21 protein-coding genes and 2 pseudogenes are annotated in these 25,244 nt (G+C 47.5%); 11 read left to right on the top strand and 12 right to left on the bottom strand.

The window, feature by feature from the left end; translation table 11 throughout:
• The first annotated feature begins 66 nt into the window (after window positions 1–66).
• Both V7K84_RS01915 and V7K84_RS34230 read left to right on the top strand, forming a co-directional pair.
• A complete protein-coding gene (locus V7K84_RS01915; protein ID WP_334835842.1) occupies window positions 67–1,308 on the top strand; it encodes a M20 family metallopeptidase in 1,242 nt (413 codons plus the stop codon).
• 121 nt (window positions 1,309–1,429) lie between these two features.
• Window positions 1,430–1,564: pseudogene (locus V7K84_RS34230) on the top strand (IS701 family transposase); the annotation flags it as partial.
• A gap of 247 nt (window positions 1,565–1,811) precedes the next feature.
• Here the strand turns inward: V7K84_RS34230 and V7K84_RS01910 are convergent.
• The 3 genes and pseudogenes from V7K84_RS01910 to V7K84_RS01900 form a co-directional block, all read right to left on the bottom strand.
• Window positions 1,812–2,072: a nuclear transport factor 2 family protein gene (locus V7K84_RS01910; protein WP_334835840.1), complete on the bottom strand. Its 261-nt coding sequence runs from the start codon at window positions 2,070–2,072 to the stop codon at window positions 1,812–1,814.
• Between the two features lie 106 nt (window positions 2,073–2,178).
• Window positions 2,179–2,406 (bottom strand): annotated as a pseudogene (locus tag V7K84_RS01905) (IS66 family transposase); the annotation flags it as partial.
• A 56-nt stretch (window positions 2,407–2,462) separates the two neighbouring features.
• A complete protein-coding gene (locus tag V7K84_RS01900; protein WP_334835838.1) occupies window positions 2,463–2,714 on the bottom strand; it encodes a helix-turn-helix domain-containing protein in 252 nt (83 codons plus the stop codon).
• Window positions 2,715–3,565: 851 nt separating this feature from the next.
• On the opposite strand from V7K84_RS01900, the gene V7K84_RS01895 reads away from it, so the two are divergent.
• On the top strand, window positions 3,566–3,928 hold the full coding sequence (locus V7K84_RS01895; protein WP_334835836.1) for an AraC family transcriptional regulator: 363 nt from the start codon (window positions 3,566–3,568) through the stop codon (window positions 3,926–3,928).
• A 194-nt stretch (window positions 3,929–4,122) separates the two neighbouring features.
• Here V7K84_RS01895 and V7K84_RS01890 read toward each other — a convergent pair whose 3' ends face one another.
• On the bottom strand, window positions 4,123–4,254 hold the full coding sequence (locus V7K84_RS01890) for a hypothetical protein (protein ID WP_334835834.1): 132 nt from the start codon (window positions 4,252–4,254) through the stop codon (window positions 4,123–4,125).
• Between the two features lie 35 nt (window positions 4,255–4,289).
• On the opposite strand from V7K84_RS01890, the gene V7K84_RS01885 reads away from it, so the two are divergent.
• Both V7K84_RS01885 and V7K84_RS01880 read left to right on the top strand, forming a co-directional pair.
• On the top strand, window positions 4,290–4,895 hold the full coding sequence (locus tag V7K84_RS01885) for an SMI1/KNR4 family protein (RefSeq protein WP_334835832.1): 606 nt from the start codon (window positions 4,290–4,292) through the stop codon (window positions 4,893–4,895).
• Window positions 4,873–5,511: a transposase gene (locus tag V7K84_RS01880; protein ID WP_334835830.1), complete on the top strand. Its 639-nt coding sequence runs from the start codon at window positions 4,873–4,875 to the stop codon at window positions 5,509–5,511. Before V7K84_RS01885 ends, V7K84_RS01880 begins: the two co-directional genes overlap by 23 nt.
• Window positions 5,512–5,713: 202 nt before the next feature.
• On the opposite strand, the gene V7K84_RS01875 is transcribed toward V7K84_RS01880, so the two are convergent.
• The 3 genes from V7K84_RS01875 to V7K84_RS01865 form a co-directional block, all read right to left on the bottom strand.
• The gene (locus V7K84_RS01875) at window positions 5,714–6,751 is read right to left on the bottom strand and encodes an alcohol dehydrogenase (protein WP_334835828.1); all 1,038 of its coding nucleotides are present in this window, start codon (window positions 6,749–6,751) and stop codon (window positions 5,714–5,716) included.
• A gap of 19 nt (window positions 6,752–6,770) precedes the next feature.
• On the bottom strand, window positions 6,771–7,445 hold the full coding sequence (locus V7K84_RS01870; protein WP_334835966.1) for an alpha/beta hydrolase: 675 nt from the start codon (window positions 7,443–7,445) through the stop codon (window positions 6,771–6,773).
• A 74-nt stretch (window positions 7,446–7,519) separates the two neighbouring features.
• A complete protein-coding gene (locus V7K84_RS01865) occupies window positions 7,520–8,656 on the bottom strand; it encodes an alkene reductase (RefSeq protein ID WP_334835826.1) in 1,137 nt (378 codons plus the stop codon).
• 374 nt (window positions 8,657–9,030) lie between these two features.
• On the opposite strand from V7K84_RS01865, the gene V7K84_RS01860 reads away from it, so the two are divergent.
• A complete protein-coding gene (locus V7K84_RS01860; RefSeq protein WP_334835824.1) occupies window positions 9,031–10,083 on the top strand; it encodes a transaldolase family protein in 1,053 nt (350 codons plus the stop codon).
• A gap of 193 nt (window positions 10,084–10,276) precedes the next feature.
• Here the strand turns inward: V7K84_RS01860 and V7K84_RS01855 are convergent, their stop codons facing one another.
• Window positions 10,277–13,900 carry an NB-ARC domain-containing protein gene (locus V7K84_RS01855; RefSeq protein WP_334835822.1) on the bottom strand — a complete coding sequence of 1,208 codons (3,624 nt, stop codon included), beginning with the start codon at window positions 13,898–13,900 and terminating at the stop codon, window positions 10,277–10,279.
• 62 nt (window positions 13,901–13,962) lie between these two features.
• Here V7K84_RS01855 and V7K84_RS01850 point away from each other — a divergent pair, with 62 nt between their 5' ends.
• The 3 genes from V7K84_RS01850 to V7K84_RS01840 all read left to right on the top strand — a co-directional run bounded on the left by V7K84_RS01850 (window position 13,963) and on the right by V7K84_RS01840 (window position 16,006).
• Complete coding sequence (locus V7K84_RS01850) at window positions 13,963–14,130, top strand: hypothetical protein (RefSeq protein ID WP_334835819.1); 168 nt, start codon at window positions 13,963–13,965, stop codon at window positions 14,128–14,130.
• Between the two features lie 74 nt (window positions 14,131–14,204).
• Window positions 14,205–14,951 (top strand): glucose 1-dehydrogenase, encoded by a 747-nt coding sequence (locus V7K84_RS01845; protein ID WP_334835817.1) that lies wholly within the window; start codon window positions 14,205–14,207, stop codon window positions 14,949–14,951.
• A 203-nt stretch (window positions 14,952–15,154) separates the two neighbouring features.
• On the top strand, window positions 15,155–16,006 hold the full coding sequence (locus V7K84_RS01840) for an NmrA family NAD(P)-binding protein (RefSeq protein ID WP_334835814.1): 852 nt from the start codon (window positions 15,155–15,157) through the stop codon (window positions 16,004–16,006).
• Between the two features lie 536 nt (window positions 16,007–16,542).
• On the opposite strand, the gene V7K84_RS01835 is transcribed toward V7K84_RS01840, so the two are convergent.
• From V7K84_RS01835 to V7K84_RS01820, 4 genes are all read right to left on the bottom strand, one after another.
• Window positions 16,543–18,120, bottom strand: a complete 1,578-nt coding sequence (locus V7K84_RS01835) for a sensor histidine kinase (RefSeq protein ID WP_334835812.1) — start codon at window positions 18,118–18,120, stop codon at window positions 16,543–16,545.
• Window positions 18,121–18,385: 265 nt separating this feature from the next.
• On the bottom strand, window positions 18,386–20,098 hold the full coding sequence (locus V7K84_RS01830; RefSeq protein WP_334835809.1) for an ATP-binding protein: 1,713 nt from the start codon (window positions 20,096–20,098) through the stop codon (window positions 18,386–18,388).
• 123 nt (window positions 20,099–20,221) lie between these two features.
• The gene (locus V7K84_RS01825; RefSeq protein ID WP_334835807.1) at window positions 20,222–20,821 is read right to left on the bottom strand and encodes a cadherin-like domain-containing protein; all 600 of its coding nucleotides are present in this window, start codon (window positions 20,819–20,821) and stop codon (window positions 20,222–20,224) included.
• The gene (locus tag V7K84_RS01820) at window positions 20,806–21,903 is read right to left on the bottom strand and encodes a TIGR03032 family protein (RefSeq protein ID WP_334835805.1); all 1,098 of its coding nucleotides are present in this window, start codon (window positions 21,901–21,903) and stop codon (window positions 20,806–20,808) included. The genes V7K84_RS01825 and V7K84_RS01820 overlap by 16 nt, the downstream gene beginning before the upstream one ends.
• Before the next feature lie 110 nt (window positions 21,904–22,013).
• Between V7K84_RS01820 and V7K84_RS01815 the strand changes: the two genes are divergently transcribed.
• The gene (locus V7K84_RS01815) at window positions 22,014–22,829 is read left to right on the top strand and encodes an SDR family oxidoreductase (RefSeq protein ID WP_334835803.1); all 816 of its coding nucleotides are present in this window, start codon (window positions 22,014–22,016) and stop codon (window positions 22,827–22,829) included.
• A 471-nt stretch (window positions 22,830–23,300) separates the two neighbouring features.
• Window positions 23,301–25,226: a molecular chaperone DnaK gene (gene dnaK, locus V7K84_RS01810; protein WP_334835801.1), complete on the top strand. Its 1,926-nt coding sequence runs from the start codon at window positions 23,301–23,303 to the stop codon at window positions 25,224–25,226.
• The last annotated feature ends 18 nt before the right edge of the window (window positions 25,227–25,244 follow it).

Genomic DNA, 25,244 nt, shown 5'->3' with positions numbered 1-25,244 from the left:
ATATGTTATGTGTTGCATTCTTTTTCAAATTGGTATTAGCTGTACTTAAACTAGTTTGTCTTCATAATGGTTTCCACCTTTCCCAATCCTTCTTCTGTCGATCTATCTCGCATCCGACTTTCGATCCGCTCATTGCAACCGCAATTAGTAGAGTGGCGGCGGCGATTACATCAACAACCAGAGTTGGGTTTTCAAGAAAAACTAACGGCTGAGTTTGTATCACAAAAGCTGCAAGAATGGGGAATTGAGCATAAAACTGGCATTGCTCACACTGGCATTGTTGCCACCATCAAAGGTAAAGGGCAAGATTCAGAAACAATCCAAAATCCAAAAGTTTTAGCGATTCGCGCGGATATGGATGCTTTGCCAATCCAAGAACTCAACGAAGTTCCGTACAAATCGCAACATGATGGAGTGATGCACGCTTGTGGACATGATGGACATACAGCGATCGCTTTAGGTACAGCTTATTATCTCCAGCAGCACCGTCAAGACTTCTCTGGGATCGTAAAAATTATCTTTCAGCCAGCGGAAGAATCACCAGGAGGCGCAAAGCCGATGATTGAAGCTGGAGTTTTGAAGAATCCTGATGTTGACGCGATTATTGGTTTGCACTTGTGGAATAATTTGCCTTTAGGAACAGTGGGTGTGCGGGCTGGCGCATTGATGGCAGCAGTGGAGTGCTTTAACTGCACAATTTTGGGCAAAGGTGGACACGGCGCACTACCCCATCAAACTGTTGACTCCGTTGTTGTTGCTGCCCAAATCGTCAATGCTTTGCAAACCATTGTCGCTCGGAATGTTAATCCTATTGATTCAGCAGTAGTAACAGTCGGCGAACTTCACGCTGGAACTAAACGTAATGTAATTGCTGATACAGCGAGAATGAGTGCTACTGTCAGGTATTTTAATCCTAGTTTGAAAGGCTTTTTTAACCAGCGTGTCGAGCAGATTATTGCTGGAATTTGTCAGAGTCATGGTGCAAATTATGACTTAGAGTATTGGTCACTTTATCCACCAGTAATTAATGATATTAAAATAGCAGAACTAGTGCGATCCGTAGCAGAAGAAGTGGTAGAAACTCCTGTGGGTATTGTGCCAGAATGCCAAACTATGGCTGCTGAAGATATGTCATTTTTCTTAGAAGAAGTTCCTGGTTGTTATTTCTTTCTCGGTTCTGCTAATCCGGCGAAAGACTTAGCATATCCCCATCATCATCCTCGGTTTGATTTTGATGAAACTGCTTTAGCAATGGGTGTGGAAATATTTATTAGATGCGTGGAAAAGTACTTTGTTTCATGTCATTAGTCATTTGTCCGTTGTAATGAAAAGGGTTGCAGGTTTAGGGTGTGGGGTGTAGAGAACCAGTGACTTAAAAGCAGGGGTTTCAAAACGGACGCTGTATTTCTTGCACATACGTGTCTCAAAAATGCTTGTTTGGTTAAGACTTAAAGATCGAGCCGATAAAATAGGTCTAACTGCTTATCAACTCAAGCATGGGTTATTATCAAACTACCTGATTCAACAACTGAAACGTCCCACCATTTCTATGTCGTTGGTCTAGTTTCTGGTGGCGATCGCTTGGGTTAAAAGCGGCTCATCAAATCCAAGCGCGTAACTTTCTGTACGGATGCTTACCTCACCCCGGATACAGAAGAAGGCCGCCCGGCGATGCCTGTTCGCTCTTTGCGTGTGGTTAGTCCTTTGGGGTGGACGATGGAAGTGGACAGACTTCCATAGCTTGAATCAAGCCGTGTTCAAGGGTGAATCGATGGCCCACGTGCTCATCGGCAAGAACTGCGTAAGCCTTGTCACGCACGCACATCAACCAAAATGCGCCCAGCCTCCTCCGAGTAAAAGGAAACCGGCTCGACGTGCGGATTGATTTCACTCCATTGCTCCGTCCAGTAAGCGCGAACTTCTTCAGACCCACGGACAAAACCGCCTTTGAACGCTTTCGGCCAAGCCACGTCCGGAGTCATGAGGGCAAGGGCAGCGTCAATGTCTCGCGCGTTGAAGGCTGCGTAAGCCGCACGGAGCAGTTCTATTAGGAGTGCAGGTTGATCTGACATTTATTGGTATGGTGAAGGAGATGCAGTAAGGACTAATAATTTATTGTACCAATGCTGCGGACAAAACTAGGCACCAATAACGCCGTAAGAGCGTAGGTTTTGGTAGTTTGTTTTCGCTTTTTTTCAGAATGTCCCCAGATGGTGGTTTCGATGAAGTCTTGCTGTCCAAATCTCTGCTGACTTTTAACTGTTCTACTTCTCGCTGTAGTTCTAAGATTATTTTCTGTAAATCACGTATTACCTTGCTCTGCTCAATAATGATATCCACCAGTTCTTCTTTTGATAACTGGTTCAAGCTTTCTCGATCTAATTCTTGAGGCAGGTTTTGGTTCATATTTGCGATATTTTCCCTCAAGTGCCCCCTTTGTCAATACCCTGCAACCTGAATCCTTACCTTGCTTGATTTAAGACCCTCTGATCTCCTAATGTTTCAATTCCACTGCGGTTGTAACCCCAAACCAACTCATAAATCCAACTTCGGCTATAGCCTGTGACTGCTGCTACTTCTGGTGTACTCATACCTTTGGCTAACAGCCAAATTATCTGGTAATGTGTCCGCAATACTGGTTCTTTGGCTTGCCGATAACCTGCTTCTAACTTTTCCAAACTCAGATGTGGCTCAATTTTGATGATTTTTGGCATTGCGATCGCACCAATTCATGCACCTCTATCTATATTAATTATGGGTGATTTGCCGGACATGATATTACTCCTCAGCCCCAAGCAAATACTGTTTCTTGAAAGAGGGATAAATTAAGAATTCAAAACCCAAGTTTTTTTACTGGAAAACCAACAGGTTAATGTTCTCTAAGCCCGATCTAGTAAAGCAGTTAAGAAAAACTAGACAGCAGTCCTCACACGCCCTATTATAAACGAGACGATCGGTTATCTTGTCTGGTCTGGAGAATTATGAGTCAGTCAGGAGAGTCTTGATGAATGGAGCCGAAGCTAAAGGGGCCTTTGGAGAAACACTTGCGTCTTATTACCATCAGAGTGATAGCGAAACTGCGACCTTGGCTTGGTCACAGCAAAGTACGTTCGCTATTACACGACTCCACTCGGACGTTGGGCTGCCTGGCACCTCAAACCCTATTCCTGAAGAGTCCGCAATTCACGTATCCGTTGCGATCAAGCCCGTTCCCTTACACAGCTATGAACTCTGTATCGACGATCGCGAGATTGCGGTTCCATACATACCTGCGTACCGGACAAGCATTATCGATCTGCAATCGAAACCTGTGTGCTTCGTTGATTGCGGTTTTGACTATGTTCACTACCACGTACCTCGAGAGGGCCTCGACGAAATCGCACGAGATCACAACATCCAGCCGATTGGAAGCTATAAATTTGCGATTTGTGAGGACGATCTGGTCATTGCACAGATGACCAAGAACGTTCTACCATTCATTGGGTCGCAAGATTGGCCTAGTTCCCTCGCTCTCGATCAGTTCAGTCTGATCTTCGGTGCACATCTGCTCCAAAAGTACGGCGGCTTGTCTCGTCTACCAGAAGTCTCGCCGCGAGGGCTTGCCGCATGGCAAAAGCGTCGGGCCACTGAACTTTTGCTGGAACACCTTGATGGGAATGTCCATCTCGCTAGAGTTGCTCAGGAATGCCAAATGTCTGTGAGTCATTTCGCACGGTCGTTCAAAGTGAGCTTTGGTGTTTCGGCTCACCGTTGGCTCATCGAACGCCGCATAGAGCGTTCCAAGGAACTTCTCATCCAAACTCGCACTCCTTTAATCGATGTCGCGCTGCAATCGGGTTTCTCCGATCAAGCTGCATTCACCCGAACCTTCCATCAGGTTGTGGGCGACAGTCCTGGACGTTGGAGGCGAGAACAAGTCGGTCGCTGAAGTTCACTCTCCGGCAAAGCAGCTAATCAATAAAGACACAAAAGAGCAATTTCTGGGTTTCACATCTCTGTGAAGCCTTGTCTGTGGGCGATCGTTTACGTAATCCTGCTCGTAGCACATTTGCCAACAACATCGACTGCTACTTAAACCCCTAACTGAATCCTTTGGCTTCTTGGGCCTTGGTCAGCACCCTGTCAAAGCGTGCTTTGCCGGACATCATACGTGCGTACTCCATCTAAATTAGAGCCTGGTTCGGCTCTTTGCCACTCCAGCCGACTGGTTATTAAGATGCCGTTCTCAACGGGTGCGCCGATAGCTCTGCTCACAATTGCTGATAATTACAAAATAAAGGCATTAAATAATGAAAAAAAGAGAAAAAATTGAACGCGATTTTCAAAATCTTCTTGAAATTATTGAAAACCAACGACCAGGATATATAGTTGCAATGGACGAAGGAGTATCTGATGAAATAATCAGAGATTGCATCAAAATTCATCCAATTCCTGAAGGTTTAATGGCTATATACTCTTGCGTCAAAGGTTTATCTGTATCTAAATTAATCGAAAAGTTTGATTATCCTACAGATTTCATTCCTGGTTGCGATTTAATAAATATTTATGAATTTGATAAAATAATTAATCTTTTAAAAGCAGTACATAGAAACCCTGAGCCTTGGGCATGGCAACCAGATATGATTCCTTTTCTAGTGTATTGCGATGTTGATTACTATTGCGTCAGAACATTGCCTTCAGACCAATCTGTTGTATTCTGTTCAAAAGAAAACCAATGGATTACCATCTGTCAAAATATTGAAGATTTTATTTTAATAATTACTGAATGTTATAAGCAGAATGCTTATTTCTTAGATGATGTATACTTGCAAAAAAATTATGATTTGGAAGAAAAAATTATCTTAACTTTCAACCCTAATTATTATTCTCAAAATGACTTACAACCAGAAGCATGAGCAAAAATATTTTTATATAAATGTTATATTTTATTTTCAAGAGAGTAAGGATGAATATGATGCTTTACCTCCTTCCATTACTGTGCGAGAAATTTACTATTACATTGTTATTCCTGGTTTTCGCACTCAACAAGTCAGCTTAATTACTACTCTTTTAGATAAAGCAACTTATTCTACTCTTGAAAATGTTGGGCTTTACGGTAAACGTTGGGATGTTGAATTAGATTTGAGACATATAAAAACTACCTTGGGTATGGATATTCTCCGATGTAAAACCCCTTCAACGATCCGCAAAGAAATCCATGTTGATTTACTCGCTTACAATTTACTTCGGAGCTTAATGTGGTCGGCTGGGACTACTTACAATACTCCTCCAAATCGTTTATCGCTTCAAGGTACTCGACATCATTTACTGAATTTTATTCCTAAATTAGAAACTGCTCACTCTCAAAAACGCATCCGACTTTATCGTAGTTTGCTGAAAATTATTGTTCACAAGGTTGTCCCCGACCGTCCTGCACGCAGCGAACCACGAGTCACCAAACGCCGCCCCAAAGCTTACCCCAGATTGACCAAGCCCAGACATGAATTACGTCATCAATTGCAAACGGCTTAATTGATAAGGCTTTCCGCTTTTCTTAGTGCCATTCCATTGCGACTCCTTCGGATTAATCGATCGGAATGGTTGAACACGCCACTTGTGCTGCATACTAGACCGTAGTAGCGAAATGCTGAGTGTTGCGCCTTCTTGTGCAAGCGATCGCAATCACCTCAGCAGTAGGATACTTGGCCAGAAACGGTAACTGAACTCCTTTGCGCTATTGGGGCATAGTCAGCACTATGCGAAAGCGTGCTTTGCCGGACATCATGCGTGCGTAGGCTTCAGGAGCCTTCTCAAGGGGCATGGTCTCGATCGTGGGACGGATACCCTGAAGAGCACTGAATTTTAATGTGTCTTCCTCCTCGATGGGTGTGCCGACGTTTTCGCCTTGAATGGTCTTCGACCCAAAGATAAGTTGTGTAGCATTAATTTCGATAGGTTCCGAGGAAACACCGACTACAACGAGCTTGCCACGTGCCGCAAGACCCCCGACAAGAGGACCCATCGATTTTCCACTAGCCGCAGTGGCGAGAATCGCATTCGCTCCACCCATTTTGAGGAGTGCCTCTGCGGGATTCTCCTCTGTGCTGTCGATGTATCCATGCGCCCCCAACTGGTGAGCCAGTTTTTCTTTTTCCTTTCCCCGCTGAATCGCCAAGGTGTGAAATCCCATCCTGGATGCGAATTGCAAAGCCAGATGACCGAGACCCCCGATACCTTGTATGGCGACCAAATCTCCAGCGCGAAGCTTTGAGTTGCGGAGTGCGTTGAAGGTAGTGAGACCCGCGCATAAGAGCGGAGCAACGTCTACAGAGGAAAGGTCTTGCGGAATGGACGCAAGCGCCCGCGCCTCAGCGATGACGACTTCCGCATAGCCACCATCTGTCGTAATACCAGATATAATTAGGTTCGTACAATTAACGATGTCACCGCGTCGGCAGGGTTCACAGTAGCCGCACTCGCCACCGAACCAACCAACACCCACGCGCTGGCCGACCTCCCAATTCACGACGCCCTTTCCAACGGCTTCGATCCGACCAGCGATTTCGTGACCTGGTACGCGCGGATAGATAATTCCTGGCAAGGAGTTTTCGACGGTAACTGAGTCGCTGTGACATACACCGCAAGAATCCACTCGGATGCGGACCTGGCCGGCTCCAGGATCGGTAATCGTTCGCTCGACGAGGTTGAAAACACCCGGAGAGGTGACTTCTACTGCTTTATAGGAATTTTTCATGGGTTGATGTTGATTCACCTGTGCTGAGTTGTGGGGCTTACTGTGCCAGAGAAGCCGCCGCGAGTGCGATGATGTCGGCGACCTCTTGCGGGCGGGAAACAAAGGGAGCGTGGCTTGCCGACACAGACTGCACGGTGGCACCCATCCGTTTAGCCATGAACTCCTGGGCTGGCGATGGGATCATCTGGTCGTCAGTGCACACCAGATACCAAGAAGGAATCATCTTCCAGGCGGGTACACCTTCTTTGTCGGTGAAGCTGGCGACGCTCAACGGCCTCTGTACCGCAGCCATGACGGCAGCTTCGGTTGGGCTGGCATCCGCGGCAAACGCCTGATGGAAGCCCTCCCGGTCGATCCAAAGAAAACCGTTGTTGTCAGACCATATCGCCGTAGAGCCAGGCGACGGCGAACCCTGTTTGCTGAGGGAATCAAGGCTCTCACCTTGGTCAAGACCGAAAGCTGTGATATAGACGAGGGCTTCCACGTCGGGAGTCTCGGTGGCCGCGCCAGTAATCGCAGCACCGCCATAGGAATGCCCAACCAGAACTGTGGGTCCTGTCTGCATCGAGAGAAGACGACGCGTGACCGCAATATCATCTTCGAGCGAAGTCAGCGGAATCTGCGCCGCTGTTACATTTAAACCCTTCGCCTGAAGCAAAGGGATTACCTTGCTCCAGCACGAGCCGTCAGCCCAAGCACCATGTACCAACATCACATTTATACTTTTGTTCATACTTCCTCCATTTGGAAAACAAGTTCTTCGTTCGCTCTCTCGTGTTCGCTGCGCTACACCTTGGCGTTCTCGTGATAGAACGGGTAGTCCGTGTAGCCGTGCGCGTCGAAGGTGTAAAAGGTGTTGCGATCGTAAGCCGTAAGTGGCAGCCCTTCTTTGAGGCGGCGGGGCAGATCGGGATTAGAGATGAAATGGCGGCCGAAAGCCACCGCGTCTGCGGTTCCGTTGTCCAGGATGGCCTCAGCAGTGTCTGGCTCAAATCCGCCGGCAGCGACGATCTTGCCTTGGAAGATCGTCCGCATTTGCTCGGCGGCGATTGCCCCTTGATGCTCCAGAACGACCACATTGCCCTTCACGCGTGGTTCGATGATGTGGAGGTAAGCGAGTCCGATCTGGTTCAGCTGTTCTGCGACGTACTGGAAGAGCGCCTGCGGGTTGCTGTCTGACATGCCATTCCACGTGCCGCTCGGACCGACGCGAACTCCAACGCGATCGCTCCCCCACACTGAAGTCATCGCTTTGACTACCTCAAGCAGGAATCGCGACCTGTTTTCAATGGAGCCGCCATACTCGTCGTTTCGCTTATTGCTGCCGTCTTGCAGGAACTGATCCATGAGGTACCCGTTGGCAGCATGTAGCTCTACGCCTTCAAAACCGGCATCCATAGCCCGTTCTGCCGCCCTACGGTAGTCCTCAACGATGAGCGATATCTCTGCGATGGCAAGCGCCCGATGCGGTGACGGCTGAACCCAACCACTGGATGCTGAAACCAAATGCGACGGGTTCTGCCAGTAAGCTGGATCGACGGAAGCGGAGACAGGCATCTCACCACCAGTCAGTTCAACATGCGAAGAACGGCCGGTATGCCATAGCTGTGCAAACATATGCCCGCCCTTTGCATGGACGCCGGAGACGACCTTCTTCCAGCCTTCAACCTGCTGGTCGGAATAGAGGCCTGGGGCACCTAGCCATCCACGGCTTGTTACCGAGATATTGGTGGCTTCGCCGATAATGAATCCACCCTCGGTAGCCCGTTGAGCGTAATACTCAGCCATGAGATCGCCGGGAATGGAATCGGGCTGAATAGAGCGCGAGCGAGTCAATGGAGCCATCACGACGCGATGCTTCAATTGCATTGCTCCAAACTGAACGGGAGTGAAAAGTGTGGCCCTGTTCATTGTCATGTTCATCTTGGCATCTCTAACTGTGATAATCCGCGCTGGCAACAAATCCAGGTTAGCCGGATGGGTTAGCGGAATTATTGTTGAAATCGGTTATTCTTCTGATTTCTTTATGAGCGAAATTGCAAATACCTCTCGACCGCTCCAATGCTATTAAGGCATCATCTAAAAAGGTTTAATGCCGAAATATTTCTTTTTGCCATTCTTTAAGATTCTTACAACTCATTGACACACAAGCATTGTGAGAACTTGATATTAAGCTGTGTAATTAATTCTTCACTTAAATCAGAGCTTAACTGGCGGATCTTGAGTGGTGGAATTTGAAGAAGTTTCGCAGACTAGTTCATTGAACCTTTGAACCTCGATCTTGAAGTTTGCAATCTATGAACCTGATACAATCGCTGCGACGACAGGGACAATCGGTTTGGCTCGATGGATTTGAGCGAGGCTGGATTAGTCAGGGAGAATTGCAGCATACCATTGATGATGGTGTGCGGGGTGTACTCCTGACTTTTGAAGGTTTAAAGCTTGCTATCCAGGGGCAGGAGTACGATCGCGACTTCAGCGTACTGACTCAACAAGCAGTCAATCGAACGGCTCGATCGGATTATGACTATATCGTTAAGCGGGATCTGCAATTAGCGGCTGATTTACTCAAACAAGTACATTCTCAGACTCAGGGACGAGAGGGTTATGTTCAAGTTGATTTCCCGCCTCATGCATTATTACAGGCTGAAACAGCGATCGCAGAAGCTCAGAAAATTTGGCAAGAGGTTGGGTGGCAGAATTTGATGCTGAGAATTCCAGCGACGCCAATCATGCTTCCGGTGATTGAACAATTGATAGGCGATCGCATAAATGTGAATGTGACGTTTGTATTTTCTCAGCGAACCTATGAGCAGGTATTTGATGTTTATCTCAGCGGCCTAGAGCGACTAATTCACCAAGGAGAGTCGGCGAACGATGTTGTTTGTTTTACCAGTTTTTCGATTGGGCGCTTGGATGCTGCTCTGCATCCCCTGACATCTTTTGGAATCACGCAAGCCGAAATCCTCTACCAGCATTTTCAAAATTTTTGTCAAAATGCCCGTTGGAAAGCGTTACGGGGAAGGGCAAACCCACTTCGTCTAGTGTGGGATTGTACAGATATTCAGCCTCAGGATGCCTGGCGCTATATTCAGGTGTTGGCGTTTCCTGGAACTGCAATCCTGCTGTCAAAAGCAACACTGGAAATGTATCAACAGGTTTCTCTACTGCCCATGAGTGTGATTGGCAGCGAAAGAGTTGAGCAGATGCTGACGAACTTCCCGCTTGTAGCAATTCCTTTGGATGAACTGGTCGATCGACTTGTGGATGAAGAGATGACGCGATCGCTCAACGCCTTCGATCGGTTATTAGACGAGATTGCACAAAAACTGGATGTGCAATCGCCCTAATGCTGAATGGCACTAAGAAAAGGTAAAATCGTTGAGACAGCAGGGGTGCTCTTGAGCACAGGAGCAGGGGAGAAAGAAAAAATTTTAGGCATTGCGTTCAGATATTTAGAAATTCCCCTCTGCCCCCCTGCACCCCTGCCCCTCTGCAATCCTGACGCCGCCTATCCTTCAGCTTAACTTAGTGCCATTCGCCCTAATGCTCAATTGCCCCCAACGTTTTAAGCGTGGATTTTTGAGCCACTGTCAACCCGGTTGCACCTTGAATATTCATGCCTTCGTAAAGACGATCCACCGTCAACGTTCTGATACAACGTCCTGTCGTCACATCCCATAGCTTAATCGTGCGATCGTCACTGCCACTGAAGAGAATTTGACCGTTGGAGCTAAAAATGACTGACCGAACCCAACTCGTGTGTTCGCGCCAGACTTGAAGGCAATGCCCCGTTTGGAGATCCCACAGTCGAATGGTTTGGTCAGCACTGCCACTGGCTAAGAGGCGACCATCTGGGCTGATGGCAAGCGTCCACACAGCTCCCGTCTGCCCCTGCAAAGTCTGCAAGCACGCTCCAGTTTGCAGATCCCACCATTGGATCGTTTGGTCATGACTGCCGCTTGCCAGTCGTTGACCACTGGGATCGAATGCCACTGCGAAAACTGAATCTGTATGCCCCTGCAATAGCTTCAGACACGCTCCGGTTTGCACATCCCAGAGCCGAATAGTGTTATCATAACCGCCACTTGCCAACCATTGACCGCTGGGATCGAATGCGATCGCCCGAATGCTGCTTTCATGACCGCGTAACACCTGCAAACAGCGATGAGTCTGTACATCCCAAAGTCGCACAGTGCGATCTTCACTACTGCTTGCCAAAACCTGCCCCCCTGGACTAAACAGCACTGCCCACACAGACGCGCTGTGCGCTGACCACTGGTCGAGATGCCCAGTTTGGACATTCCATAGGGCAATTGAGCCGTCATGTCGATTGCTTGCCAGCGTTTGACTATCGGGACTAAAGCTTAAATTGCTTAATGATGCAATCCAACGGGTCTTGCTGGATAAGGTTTTGTAGGGGCGAAGCGGCGATAGATTGTCATCCAACGGCAACTGCCACAACTGGATCGTCTCATTCTGACCGCTACTGGCAAGCATTCGATCGTCCGCACTGAGACTCAGGGAGTGAACGCCACTGGTATAGCCACGCAACGTTTTGAGGCTCTGTCCGCTCTGCAAATGCCACAATCGAACTGTATTATCTTGACCTGCACTGATCAACCATTGCCCGTCCGCGCTGATAACAACCCCATAAACGTCGTGTATGTGACCGTTGAGTACATGGACGGCTTGCCCGTCTGGGACGCTCCAAAGGCGCAGAGTACCATCGGAACTGGCGCTAGCGAACAAACGACCATCGGGGCTAAAGGTGATGTCCCAAACCCAATCGGTATGTCCTCGCAGTAGCTTGAAAGCGGGATTTGACTGTTGATCGTTGGAGCAATAACCGCTCCACAGTCGAATCGACCCATCGCGACAGCCACTGGCTAGCTGTTGCCCGTCAGGGCTGTAGCGCACACACTGAACCCCGCTGGTATGCCCCTTTAAGACATTCAGGCAGTTTCCATCGCGGACATCCCAGATCCGAAGGTCAGTATCATGACTGCTACTGACCAAAGTTTGCCGATCGGGAGCGAAGTGAACGGCGTAAACGCTTTGGGTATGCCCTTGCAAAACATGGAGACACTGCCCTTGCAAATTCCACAAGCGCACCGTATGGTCTTCACTGCCACTCGCGATTCGCTGACCATCGGGACTGAAGCTCACTGACCAAACACAGCTTGTATGCTCTGTAAGCACCTGCAAGCAGCGCCCGCTTTGGACATCCCACAAGCGCACCGAAGTATCACTACTGCTGCTGGCTAAAGTATTGCCATCAGGACTAAAGGCAACTGACCAAACCCAGCCCATATGACCTTCAAAGGTCGCTAACAGTTGGGTTGTGGTGATGTTCCAGAGATGAATGTTGCCGCTTGAGTCGCCAACGGCGATTCGCTCACCGTCTGGACTAAGGTCGATCGACATCGCAAGACTGAGTGTTTCTGAAAAGATGGACTTGGCTAAAGCGGCCTGCTGAAAATTGACCCCTGCTAAATCGACCTGCCGGAAGTCGGCTTGTTGCACCACGAGATCGGAAAAGTCAGAGCCACGCAAATCTACTTGAAGCTGCACCAACAGGTTGATCAGGTTGCCGCCAATGTACCCTGGGGTTTTTCCTTGCTGCGCCAATAATTGTCTTGCTCTTGTCTCGATCGCTGCCACACTACCAAAACGAGACAGGAGTCGCTCGATCGCAGATTGCACAATCAACCGGATTTGAATCTCTCGGATATAGTCTTTTGCCTGCACCTGCATTAAGAGATGACTTCGCAAAACGTCAATCTGCTGTGTCTCAAATTCTGCACAGACCTGCTGTACGAATCGTTCTGTGACATATTCCATCACAACTGGTTGCAAGAAGAATAACCCATCCGTTTTTTCGAGCAGCGTCGGCTTTGCCTTCTCGATTAAAGATCGCCTCAGCAGCGAGTTGACCAGATTGGGCACACTTTTCTGATAAATAAGATCGAGCGCATTTTCTTGCATGTCTGCGAGCGAGATTGGCTCGCGATGAATGGCTTGCCAGAACATCAGATGCTGTTCGTTTTCGGTTAAGCGATCGAACTGACGATCGAGCAAATCGCGGATGTCGGTAAAAATAGAAATCCCCTGATTGAGATACGCTAATACCTCTGCAATACTGCCGTTAAACAAATCCTGGATGGCAGCCGCCACTAGTTTCAACGCCAGAGGATTGCCGCCATAGTGATGAATTAGGGTCTGCCATTCGGCTTCGGAACCTGTAAACGTTCCCTTTTGTCGAAAGATGGCGCGTCCGTCAGCGGGTGTTAGTCCACTCAAGGTCAGCGATCGCACTAGAGCCTGTGCGCCTTCCATCAGCACCATTTCCTGTGGCTTTTCTCGACTGGTAAGCAACAAACAACTTGGGTGAGGCGTTTCGCCAATGGCTCTGAGCAACTGTCCGTAACCTTCATAACCCGATCGCCATTGTCCCACCTGCTCGCTGTGCAGAATGATTTCAGCATTATCCAGAATTAATAAACACCGCCGCGATCGCAGGTAATGCATCAATTTCGAGAGCTTTTCATCGAGCGTGGTGGGAATCACTGGATCTTCCCCGTAGAGCGGCATGAGAAACTTCAGCAGGCTCGACAAAAGTTCATCCACGGGTGGCGCGTTGGCGATCGCTCGCCACACGACGACTTCAAATTCTGTCTGCATCCCAAGCGCAGCCTTGACGGCGATCGTACTTTTACCAATGCCCCCAATGCCCAATAACCCGACAATGCGACAGCGCTCAGACACAATCCACTGCCAAAGTTGCGCTAGTTCTGCCGCACGCCCATAAAACACCGAGGTATCAACCGCATTGTCCCAGTCATGTTGCGGATCTGCTCGTCGGGTTTTTGCCACCTCAGGTGATGAATCGGGGGATGTAAAGTCTGCGTTCGTTAATTCCAGTGCAAATGCTCCAAAGAGATACTCTAATGACTGGCGATCGACCCCCAGTTCGCGCTTGAAGATTCGAGCAAGGGTATTCAGGGAGAGTCCAGCGCGATCGCTGATATCTTCCTGGGTAAAGTGCTTACCCCAAGTCTCGTCAGATTCCGCCTGCTGTTTTGCCGTCTGAAACTTCTGCCACCCCTGAGGTGATAGGATGACTCCTCGAACTCGCCCAGATTTTGGCGCCTTTTGATAGTTCATAGACAAGCGAGGGCAAAGGGGCAACGTGAGGCTTCCCCTAAACAATACCGCATTTTTCTCTCATGCCGAAGGGTTCGCTGATACAGGTAAATCGGCAAATGATGCCATTCTTACTGAAGCAGATAGGCTTAACCGTCCCCAACTCGCTGCCTGCTGCTTTCTTCCTGCTTAAATTGCGTTTTAACTCAAATAACTTGAGTGGTCTGCATGGAGCGATCGCTGCATTATGAGCATAAGCAAATGTTGCGAATCAAAGTCGCCAACCCAAGCAAAAGCAATTTACTAATTTGAGGATATTAAGACTATGAGCAAGCTCACAGGTAAGGTAGCAGTCGTTACAGGCGCATCCAAGGGCATCGGTGCCGCGATCGCCAAGTCACTTGCCGTAGAAGGTGCAGCAGTCGTCGTCAACTACGCCTCTAGCAAATCTGGTGCAGACAAAACGGTCAGTGAGATCGTCGCCGCCGGTGGCAAAGCTATTGCCGTGGGTGGTGATGTCTCCAAGGCTGCTGAGGCACAGGGCATCATTGACGCAGCTATCAAGAACTACGGACATCTCGATATCCTCGTCAACAACTCTGGCGTCTACGAGTTCGCTCCGATCGAGGACATCACCGAAGACAAGTTCCATAAGATTTTCAACATCAACGTACTCGGTCTTCTGCTCATGACGCAGGCAGCTGTCAAGCACCTGGGCGAAGGTGCCAGCATCATCAACATCGGCTCTGGCGTCAGCCGTATTACACCTCCAAACAGCGCGATTTATACCGGCACCAAGGGCGCTGTTGATGCCATCACGGGTGTACTCGCCAGGGAACTCGGGCCGAGGCAGATCCGCGTCAACTCCCTTAACCCCGGCATCGTCGAAACTGAAGGCTCAGTAACTGCTGGCTACATCGGCTCTGACTTGGAGAAGGCATTCGTTGCTCAGACACCGCTTGGTCGCGCGGGACGACCCGGAGACATTGCCTCCATTGCCGTTTTCCTGGCATCAGACGATGCTGGCTGGCTCACCGGCGAACAACTGCTCGCTACCGGAGGCCAGCGCTAATCCATACGGACTCCCACTCGACCGAGTACCTCATTCAACATACATCTGCATCTGTGATTGAGTGAGGTCGGTTCCACCGTTATGCAGCGAGGCTTTTTCACAAGCACTCTCAAGAGGTAACACATGAACAAGCTCAAGAAATCTCAACCCTTAGAAGTCTCCGTCAACTCTATTTCTCAAACTGCCGTCAAGGAGGTTTTTTCATGAATACGCAGAACGATAAGCTGTTTCTAATTACAGGAGCGACCGGGAACACGGGTGACACCACAGTGCGCCTGCTGCTTCAACGGGGGTACCGTGTCCGTGCCTTCGTCCACCGTAGCGATGCGCGTTCCGAGAGCCTGTCCGCAGCAGGGGCTGAGATCGTTGTTGGGGATCTTCTCGACTTCCACGCGGTCAGCTCTGCAATGCGAGGGGTGACGGGAGCGTATTTCTGCTACCCGATCAATCCCGGACTGCTCGACGCCACCGTCATCTTTGCCCAAGCAGCCAGCGAAGCCGGTGTCAAGGCAGTGGTGAATATGTCCCAGATATCTGCACGCCGCGAGGCGAACAGCGATGCCGCACGCCAGCACTGGCTTGGCGAACGCCTGCTGGATCGAACCGCTATGCAGACGACACACCTGCGACCGACGTTCTTCGCCGAATGGTTGACATGGTACTGGAATTACCGTGGTGACGAGGGTGTTCTGCGACTTCCTCTCGGAAACGGTCGCCACGCACCGATCGCTGGAAAAGACCAGTCCTACGTCATCGCTGCCATTCTGGAAAACCCGGAACCGCACGATCGCCAGATATACCCACTCTACGGCCCGGTCGAGATGGACTATTATGCGATCGCGTCGGCGATCTCCCAGACATTCGGCATCCCCGTGCGGTATGAACCTATCGATGTTGCCACGTTCGCACAAGGGCTGAATGCAAAGGGATTCCCATCTCACCTCGTCCAGCACCTCAGCAATGTCGCAGTCGACTACCAAAACGGGATCTTCGCCGGAACCAACAACTTCGTCGAGGTCATCGGCAACAGAACCCCGATGACCGTTGATATGTGAACGCCAACAAGGAAGCCTTCACGAAGGATGGTCCCTACGCCATTACCTCGGCCCCGGTTCATGCTCTTCCAATCTAAAGAGACTAATCGGGTGAAGTTTTTACTGCTGATTAGAAACGCATCTCTCAAAGCATAAAAACCAGTCGGAATTTTATGTCGAGATTGCTATACACACAGGACTTACGCAACTGTCATATCATGTCCGCATAATTAGTTATGTATAACCACAGTCATTGCACCCCACCCCTTAATCCCCTCCCCGCAAGCGGGGAGGGGAGACAAAGCGTAGCTTTGGCGGGGGTGGGGTTCTTCGGGTTTAATAAGCAATTAAGCGGACATGATATCACAGGCGATCGCTTGTGACAGTTGCGTAAGTCCTGTTTCTTTTTTCCATATTTAAAAACAGGGGCTTGTACCCGTTGGGTCTGGGAGAGCGTTCATTATCTACACCCCACACCCCATACCCTTCTTGGTAACAAATGACAAAGGACGACCATAACAAAAATTTTGACAATCTCATTTAGGATTGCTATATCTCTAATTTCTGACTGTCGGTTTCTGTTTATTGCTAACTTCTAAAGGCAGGAAAATCGTCATCACTTCCCCATAGTGTGGACGCTGGCGCACAATTAGTTTGCCACCGATCGCCTGAAACAAATGCTTTGTTGCAGCGATATTCAAACTAATCGTACCTGTTTCTGGTTGGAACATCAGCAGTTGACCTAGAGCTTTGCGAATTGGTGGCGTTGCAGGTATGGCGGCTTTATTTGAATCTTTGCACCGGAATTGCGGCGATAATTGTAACTTCAGTTGATCTCCAGCGGGGATAACTTGTACTTGAATATGGCTGCCAGCAGGTAAGCTGCGAGTAAAATTTTCCATCAAACCAGTGAGAACCTGATCCAACATGGTGGGATTGCTTACCACTGTCGGTAATTGCTGGGGTAAAATAACATTTAAAGTTAAGTTCCGCCGATGGGCTGCTTGTTCCCAACGGGGAATGCTCTGCTGCAACACTCGATCTAAAGACATCGGTGTGAGTTGAGTTTTTGACGATTTTGCTGAGGCAGTAGTTTCTAGTTCTGCGGCCTTAAACAGCAATTCCATACGGTCAATTTGCTCTGTACACTCATGATCGATAATTTTTAAGCGATTGATCGCGCTAGCATCTAGGTCTCGCCGCTTTAACAGCAGACGAGTCATGGTGCGAATAGTTGTTAAAGGTGTGCGGACTTCGTGAGCAAAGGCTTGGAGCAATTCTACATCAGGATTTGGAGAAGGTGTGGCCCCCTCTGGGGATAAGGGGTAATGGACATTGGGCATCCCTTCGGCTTCTCTCAGTGCAAGTGGGCATTCAGGATTGGAGAAAACTCTTCTCCCCTGCTCCCCTGCTACCCTGCTCCCCTGCTCCCCTACTTCTTCCCCAGTCCCTAGTAAAGATTCTCTAGTCTCTTCTGGTTCTGTTAATTCCTGAAGCAATAACTGACTAAAGTGAATCATCATGCGGTAGTCTGGTGCTACCGGAGAATACTGTTCTACTAATGCATCCAACCGGGCGAAAAATTCTGGATTAGCCAGCATTACCCGTGCCCCTAGCGATCGCCAAGCCTGCTGCACTATCTCTGGCTCAAAAGAAAATGAAAAGGTTTTTTTACCGTTTTTGTGGGTTGCTAAAACTAGCACTAATCTAAATTTATCTGTAAAAACTAAGCAAAACTGTTCTGCACCCAGAGGATCGGCAGGTAGTAAAGGAAGTACCGAATCATGGGGAGCAATGTCTTCATTTACAGAAGCGTTGGCGTAGTCTGCCGCAGGTATCGCACCTGGCATCTGAAATGGCATCAGCGCCAAAGGGTTAAATGGTTTTGCTGTAAAAGTTACTGTTTGTAAACTTTGAGTCAATTTTGGTTGACTAAATAACGGTGCTGGTGCAGCTAAAACTAATCCTTGGGTTGTGTCAACTGAAGGGTCTGCTAAAGTATTTAATAGCAAATGTTCTGTCGCTGCGAGGCTGATACGCCACTGCTGCTCTGCTTTAGCAGGTGAACATTCTGCCACACTTGATTGATTTTCAGCCAAGATTTCGCTCAGGCTTGGCAATATCCATTGGTACACAGGCTTTCACCCCTTAATTCAAGAGCGACTAACAGCGTCTAGGTTAGACATTTCACTACTATCTAAGAGGTTATAGCTATTTGGATACTGGTGACAGTGGTAGAACCGAACAATTCAGGGGCAATTCCCCTCTAACTGCGATGTCTACGATGGCCACTGAGCTTGTCGTACCCCTCCGGGGAAGCAAGCTACGCGCAGCGTCTCCAAGAGTTGTGCGGGCTATTCGGCGTCGCACTTAGGGGCTGCAAAACATTGGCACTGACTTTTACCGATGGGTATTGCGATCGCCGACTGATAATTGTGCTGGTTTCCCGACTCGAATTGGGATTGTAATTATAAACTCTGCACCTTGTCCCGGTGATGAAATACATTGCAAAGATCCACCATGCTTGCCAGTAATTATCTGGTAGCTAATCGATAAGCCCATGCCAGTCCCCTTCCCAACTGCTTTCGTGGTGAAAAAAGGGTCAAATAAACGCGACTGGATTTCTTCTGGAATTCCTACTCCATTATCAGCAATCCGAATAATTACATTTTCATTTACCTGTTCAGAAGAAATGCGAATCAAGGGATTTGGACAAATTTCTTTTTGGAAACAATCTTCTAAAGCATCAATTGCATTTGCCAAGAGGTTCATAAATACCTGATTCAGTTGCCCTGCAAAACACTGAATTTGAGGTATTTCACCGTATTCTTTAACCACTTTAATTTCAGGGCGATTATTTTGTAATTTCAAACGGTGTTGCAAAATTAACAGACTACTTTCGATTCCTTCATGGAGATCGGCGGTTTTAAACTCAGCTTCATCCAAACGAGAGAAAATTCGGAGACTGAGAACAATTTCCCGAATGCGTTTAGCCCCCATTTTCATTGAGGTTAACATCTTAGGCAAATCTTCTGTTAGGTACTCAATATCTGCTTCTGCGTTAGCATTTTTTATTTCTGGCTCTGGGTTAGGATAATAATTTTGATATAGCTTAATTAATAGCAGCAACTTTTGAGTGTAATCATCAGTGTGTTGCAGGTTGCCGTAGATAAAATTAACTGGATTGTTGATTTCATGGGCAACTCCCGCTACTAGTTGACCCAGACTCGACATTTTTTCCGATTGAATTAATTGCATTTGGGTTTTTTTCAGGTCTTTCAGAACTTGTTGAAGTTCTGCTTCTGCCTGTAGGCGTTCGCTAATTTCGTCTCGTAATTGTTCGTTAGTATTGACCAACTCATCTCTAGAATATTGGAGATCGTCTGCCATTTTGTTGAACGAGCTAGCTAACTCCCCAATCTCATCGTCAGAGCGAATATTAACTCTGGTATCCAGCTTACCTTCAGCCAGATTCATCACAGCTTGCTGGAGTTTTATAATCGGTTTTGAGATGGTTATGGAGAGCAGATAACCTACTACTAATGCAAAGATACCACATCCCAAACTGATGACAGACGTGACAACAATATTTTTATGGGCTATTGCTAGTGCTGCTTTATAAAGTGGTGTATACTCCAAAATTACTGCACCCATTGTTTCACCGTTGCTAGTTTTAAAAGCAACAGCAATCAATTGAATTCCATTTGGGTATTCAGGACTGGTCTCAATATAGGTTCTTGGTACACCATCGTGAATAGTTTTACCAACTTCATTATTGCGATCGCGATCTAATCGCGTACCGATATCTTCCGTAACTACATCTGCCAAAATGATTTTATTACGGTCTACAATCTCCAAATCGCGCTGACGTTGCTTGTGTAGCGATCGAACATGCTCCTGTAAATGACCTAACATCCGATCTTGCGATCGCATTTTGTGGTTTTCAAGCTCATGACTGAGAAAATATCCCAGTAGTCCAGCAACTTCTTCGGCCTCTTGTTGAGCAAGATACTTAGCTATATTCAATTGTTGATTAGCACTAATCGTACCAATAATTCCTGAGAGAGTAGCCATTCCTAGAGTACCCAAAATTAATTTTTGACTAATTTTCATTCCTTGCTCAAAACCTCAAGTGCTGACTGCTGTGCTAATTCAGTTTTCGGGAGTTTGCCCTTTTCCTAAAATTCCCACTTATCAGCCTGAAAGCTACAGAATCAACAGCCATTAGCCAAATCTTTAATCTGGTTCTTTTTGGAACTCCGTTTTGGGCAAACTATACTTGCAACACAAAATCTGATGCCGTGAGAGTTGGCTAATCGCTGTTGCTGATGGATTTGAGCCAATACCAGTTCCAGCAAAATCGGCGATAGTGTCATCACCATCGCCAAGGCGGAAGACAAAAGTATCATTGCCATTGCCACCGGAGATAGTATCATTGGCTGCCACAGGTGTATCGTTGACGGGTTTGACATTGAGATTGAAAGTACTAGTAATGGTACCGCCATTGCGATCGCTGACAGTGAAAGTGAAACTGTCACTGCCGTTGAAGTTGGCATTGGGGGTGTAGATGAAAAAGTCGTCGCCGAGATTGTCTGGAGTGTTGTAGTCGTTAAGTGCCAGTGTGCCATTAGTAGGGTTGGTGAAATCGCTAATAGTTAAAGTATCGCCATCGATAACTGTATATCTACGCAGAAGATTGCTAGCAAGGATGTTAATGGCGATATCTTCGTTAGTGGTAGCGGCAGTCGGAAAGCCAAACACTACATAGCTTTCCCCTGCAAGAATCTGAGCGTTGGGGGAGGCATTACTTGCCCCGATAATCAAGTCATCGAACATCCCATCGTCACCATCCGCCGAATTTCATCACTCTTAAAGCCGATCGCCATTGGACGACGCACCCCTGGTAGCGCCACCACGTCGTATAATTCCAGTACCACTCCCTCCATTCGCAGGGAATGCACAATATCACCGCTTTTCAGGTCAATCACCAGTAGCCCACAGCGAGGTTCAGCATTTTTTTGAAATAATTTTTCGTCTAGAGGCAATCCACTAAAAGTCTTGTTATGCCTGGGCTGGGAAACTCCAACGATCGCAAAGTCGCCATGAAATGCACAACCGCGCATATATCCTGGACAAAATGCCACAGGTTCAAAGCTGCCCCGTTTCAAGTCTAGGTAGCCAAAATCTCCTGTGCCAGAGTTAAGTAACCACAGCTTATCTTTATACCACCGAGGGGAATGGGGCATGGAAAGTCCTCTGATGAGTATCTCGTTACTTTCCACATCAATGACGCAACCACCATCAGCTCGCCTGTCCCGCCATCCTTCTGCCATATCCGACTGACTCACAGCAGTAACATATCTAGGTTGACCATCTCGTATTGCTAACCCGTTGAGATGACACCTGTCTTCTGCGGCCAATTTACTAATAAACGGCGGTTGCCAGAGGGGAATGAAACTATGGGTTTGACTAACTTTGGCTAAACAGCTAAATAGGGTATTGACAAATGTTAGATGCTGTAAGTCATTATTTGCTTGAAAATTACTCAGGGCGATATCATGGATGTCTAAGTCTCCAGTCACATAACTCACTTGGGGCAAATAGACAGCATCATAGTTGTTGTGAACTTGTCCTGGTTGTAAGATGTTTTCAAAGCGCCACAGTTGATATAGCGAACTCATATATAAGCTACTATCTTGGGCATACAAACCCATGCAACGCTCAAAGGTGCGCTCAAATACAGATAGTTGGCCGCTAGATTGTAAGCCGATGAAAAATAATTTACCTGCTTGATAGGTGGTAAAGGCCAGACTCAGATTTTGCTCGAACAGCCACGGAGTAAACTGGCGAGAAGCATTCAACTCCAAGGAAGCAGCTACAGGATTTTGATTCATTTTTTTCCCAGCGAGGAAGTTCATAATTCTTTTCTAATGCTTTCTACGAGACGCTGCGCTATCGAGCGTCACGGCTTGTCGTAGACATCGTATTTTTTAGGTAGATTAGCAATAGACTATCTCAAGGGCACTTTATGACTTCTTTTGATTCAGCTAAAGATTTGGTACTAGTTGCTGGTGCTACAGGTGGAGTCGGGCAATTAGTGGTAGGCAAGTTACTCGAAAAGGGTTTAAAAGTTCGCGTTCTGACACGCAATGCTGCAAAAGCTGAAGAGATGTTTAACCAAAAAGTGGAAATTGTCGTTGGCGATATCCGCCAGCCAGCTACACTGCCAGCTGCAATGCCAGGTGTTACCCACATCATAAATTGTACTGGAACTACTGCCTTTCCCTCTGCGCGATGGGAGTTTGACCAACCCCCGAACTTGATTGAATGGGGAATTATTTTCCTTAATCCCAAATCTAGTGAAGCAAAAGCAAAGAATAGTCCGGCAAAAATCGATGCTGAAGGTGCCAGCAATCTAGTAGCAGCAGCACCCCAGAATTTGAAGCGATTCGTTTTCGTCTCTTCTTGTGGAATTCTTCGTAAAAACCAGTTTCCTTTTAGTATTCTTAATAGTTTTGGCGTGTTGGATGCCAAACAAAAAGGCGAAGAGTCCATTATTAATTCAGGATTGCCCTACACCATTATCCGCCCAGGACGCCTCATTGACGGCCCCTATACCTCATACGACCTCAACACTCTTCTTAAGGCAAAAACTGGGGGTAAATACGGTGTGGTCATAGGCACTGGGGATACACTTTCGGGTGATGCTAGCCGGATTGATGTCGCAAACGCTTGTGTAGAATGCCTTTTTCAACCAAGTAGTTCTAGGAAAATTTTTGAAATAGTCAACCAAGGACAAAGACCACCTGTAATTGACTGGGAAACTCTTTTTTCTGGGATTTAGTAACTGCTGAGTGCTGAATGTTGAGTGCTGAGTTTTGAGTTTTGAGTACTGAGTACTGAGCTATTATTCTCTCCCCATACCCTATGCCCCATGCCCAATCCTCACTGCTTCTGTAGTTTATTGCCTTAAAAGACGGCAAACACCACTCGGACGTTACGGTTCACCCTAATTACTGAAAGTATTAATTCTTCTACATTAGACAGAGTGAAGACAAATTAATCCATGAACCAACTAAAAACACAATTTAGTTAGTTTAACCGTCCCAAGCAAGGTTCGGGAAACCACCCTTCATGGACTGGCTACCAGTAAGCTTCAGTATATATATCAGCATAGTCTGGAGTTTTAACCCCAGGAAAGCCAAATCAAAGGTATTCATGCTGAACTGGCTGATTTATTGACCCTGTTGGTTCAAAATTTAGTGCTTTATATTCTCATTCATTCATTTGTAGTTATACGGAGCCAGCACCTAAAATGGCAAAAGTAGTTGGAATTGACTTAGGAACAACGAACTCCTGCGTGGCAGTGATGGAAGGTGGTAAACCCACAGTAATTGCTAATGCTGAAGGTTTTCGGACAACGCCATCAGTAGTCGCATTTGCGAAAAATGGCGACAACTTGGTTGGCCAAATCGCCAAACGCCAAGCGGTGATGAACCCCGAAAATACGTTTTACTCAGTCAAACGCTTTATCGGTCGCCGCTACGATGAAGTTAGTAATGAAGCTACGGAAGTTTCTTACAAAGTTCTCAGCAGCAACGGCAATGTCAAATTAGATTGTCCAATCGCTGGTAAACCGTTTGCTCCTGAAGAAATTTCTGCAAAAGTTCTTCGCAAACTAGTTGAAGATGCCAGCAAATACTTGGGTGAAACTGTAACCCAAGCTGTAATCACTGTTCCCGCATACTTCAACGATTCCCAGCGACAAGCAACAAAAGACGCTGGGAAAATTGCCGGGATTGAAGTTCTGCGGATTATCAACGAGCCTACCGCTGCTTCTCTGGCTTATGGATTTGACAAGAAGAGTAACGAAACCATCCTAGTATTTGACCTTGGTGGTGGTACTTTCGACGTATCCGTGCTGGAAGTAGGAGACGGAGTTTTTGAAGTATTAGCCACATCTGGTGATACCCACCTTGGTGGTGACGACTTTGACAAAAAAATAGTTGACTTCTTAGCTGAGAAGTTCAGGAAAGCCGAAGGTATTGACCTGCGGAAAGACAAACAAGCTTTACAACGTCTGACTGAAGCCGCAGAAAAAGCCAAAATTGAGCTTTCTAGCGTTACCCAAGCAGAAATTAACCTACCATTTATCACCGCTACCCAGGACGGGCCCAAGCACCTGGATACAACCCTGACTCGCGCTCAGTTTGAAGAACTTTGCTCTGACTTAATCGACCGTTGCCGTATTCCTGTGGAAAACGCCCTCCGAGATGCTAAGTTAACCAAAGGCGATATTGATGAAGTGGTATTAGTTGGTGGTTCTACGCGGATTCCCGCAGTTCACCAGATTGTGAAGCAGGTATTGGGTAAAGACCCCAACCAAAGCGTTAACCCTGATGAAGTCGTAGCAGTTGGTGCAGCGATTCAAGCCGGCGTACTGGCTGGCGATGTAACTGGCATCTTGCTGTTAGACGTGACACCTCTATCTTTGGGTGTGGAAACATTGGGCGGCGTGATGACCAAAATTATCCCCCGCAACACCACAATTCCTACCAAGAAATCGGAAGTCTTCTCCACTGCTGTGGATGGACAAACTAACGTAGAAATTCACGTTCTCCAAGGTGAACGCGAATTCTCTAACGATAACAAGAGCTTGGGAACCTTCCGCCTCGATGGTATTCCTCCTGCACCACGCGGCGTTCCTCAAATCGAAGTGGTCTTCGACATTGACGCTAACGGTATCCTTAACGTCACAGCTAAGGACAAAGGTACTGGTAAAGAACAGTCCATCAGCATAACCGGCGCTTCCACCCTGGATAAAAATGACGTTGACCGGATGGTAAGAGAAGCTGAACAGAACGCTTCATCTGATAAAGAGCGGCGTGAAAAGATTGAACGCAAGAACCAAGCTGATTCTTTGGCATACCAAGCTGAAAAGCAGTTACAAGAATTGGGCGATAAAGTTCCCGATGCTGACAAGACTAAAGTCGAAGGTTTAGTGAAAGAAGTGCGGGAAGCAGTTGCTAAAGAAGACGATGAGCAAATCAAGAAGCTCACCCCAGAATTGCAACAAGCGTTATTCGCTGTTGGTAGCAACATCTATCAACAAGCTGGTGCTAGTGCTAGTGCCGGTGCGGGTGCTGGTGCTACATCTGGTGGTGAACCTCAAGATAGTAGTTCCTCTAGTTCTAGTAACGGCGACGATGTGATTGACGCTGATTTTACAGAGAGCAAATAATTCCCCTACTTCTTTTGG

Source organism: Nostoc sp., assembly GCF_036917315.1.
Lineage (GTDB): Bacteria > Cyanobacteriota > Cyanobacteriia > Cyanobacteriales > Nostocaceae > Nostoc.
This window is presented reverse-complemented; position numbering and strand designations above follow the sequence as displayed.

Bases quoted from the DNA above. Each gene is read 5' to 3' on its own strand.
- V7K84_RS01910 (WP_334835840.1), bottom strand. From the start codon at position 2,072: ATGTCAGATCAACCTGCACTCCTAATAGAACTGCTCCGTGCGGCTTAC.
- V7K84_RS01815 (WP_334835803.1), top strand. From the start codon at position 22,014: ATGACTTCTTTTGATTCAGCTAAAGATTTGGTACTAGTTGCTGGTGCT.
- V7K84_RS01850 (WP_334835819.1), top strand. From the start codon at position 13,963: ATGCCGAAGGGTTCGCTGATACAGGTAAATCGGCAAATGATGCCATTC.
- V7K84_RS01855 (WP_334835822.1), bottom strand. From the start codon at position 13,900: ATGAACTATCAAAAGGCGCCAAAATCTGGGCGAGTTCGAGGAGTCATC.
- V7K84_RS01830 (WP_334835809.1), bottom strand. From the start codon at position 20,098: ATGAAAATTAGTCAAAAATTAATTTTGGGTACTCTAGGAATGGCTACT.
- V7K84_RS01840 (WP_334835814.1), top strand. From the start codon at position 15,155: ATGAATACGCAGAACGATAAGCTGTTTCTAATTACAGGAGCGACCGGG.
- V7K84_RS01915 (WP_334835842.1), top strand. From the start codon at position 67: ATGGTTTCCACCTTTCCCAATCCTTCTTCTGTCGATCTATCTCGCATC.
- V7K84_RS01870 (WP_334835966.1), bottom strand. From the start codon at position 7,445: ATGTTGGTACATGGTGCTTGGGCTGACGGCTCGTGCTGGAGCAAGGTA.
- V7K84_RS01900 (WP_334835838.1), bottom strand. From the start codon at position 2,714: ATGCCAAAAATCATCAAAATTGAGCCACATCTGAGTTTGGAAAAGTTA.
- V7K84_RS01880 (WP_334835830.1), top strand. From the start codon at position 4,873: ATGACTTACAACCAGAAGCATGAGCAAAAATATTTTTATATAAATGTT.
- V7K84_RS01820 (WP_334835805.1), bottom strand. From the start codon at position 21,903: ATGAACTTCCTCGCTGGGAAAAAAATGAATCAAAATCCTGTAGCTGCT.
- V7K84_RS01860 (WP_334835824.1), top strand. From the start codon at position 9,031: ATGAACCTGATACAATCGCTGCGACGACAGGGACAATCGGTTTGGCTC.
- V7K84_RS01865 (WP_334835826.1), bottom strand. From the start codon at position 8,656: ATGAACATGACAATGAACAGGGCCACACTTTTCACTCCCGTTCAGTTT.
- V7K84_RS01825 (WP_334835807.1), bottom strand. From the start codon at position 20,821: ATGTTCGATGACTTGATTATCGGGGCAAGTAATGCCTCCCCCAACGCT.
- V7K84_RS01845 (WP_334835817.1), top strand. From the start codon at position 14,205: ATGAGCAAGCTCACAGGTAAGGTAGCAGTCGTTACAGGCGCATCCAAG.
- dnaK (WP_334835801.1), top strand. From the start codon at position 23,301: ATGGCAAAAGTAGTTGGAATTGACTTAGGAACAACGAACTCCTGCGTG.
- V7K84_RS01885 (WP_334835832.1), top strand. From the start codon at position 4,290: ATGAAAAAAAGAGAAAAAATTGAACGCGATTTTCAAAATCTTCTTGAA.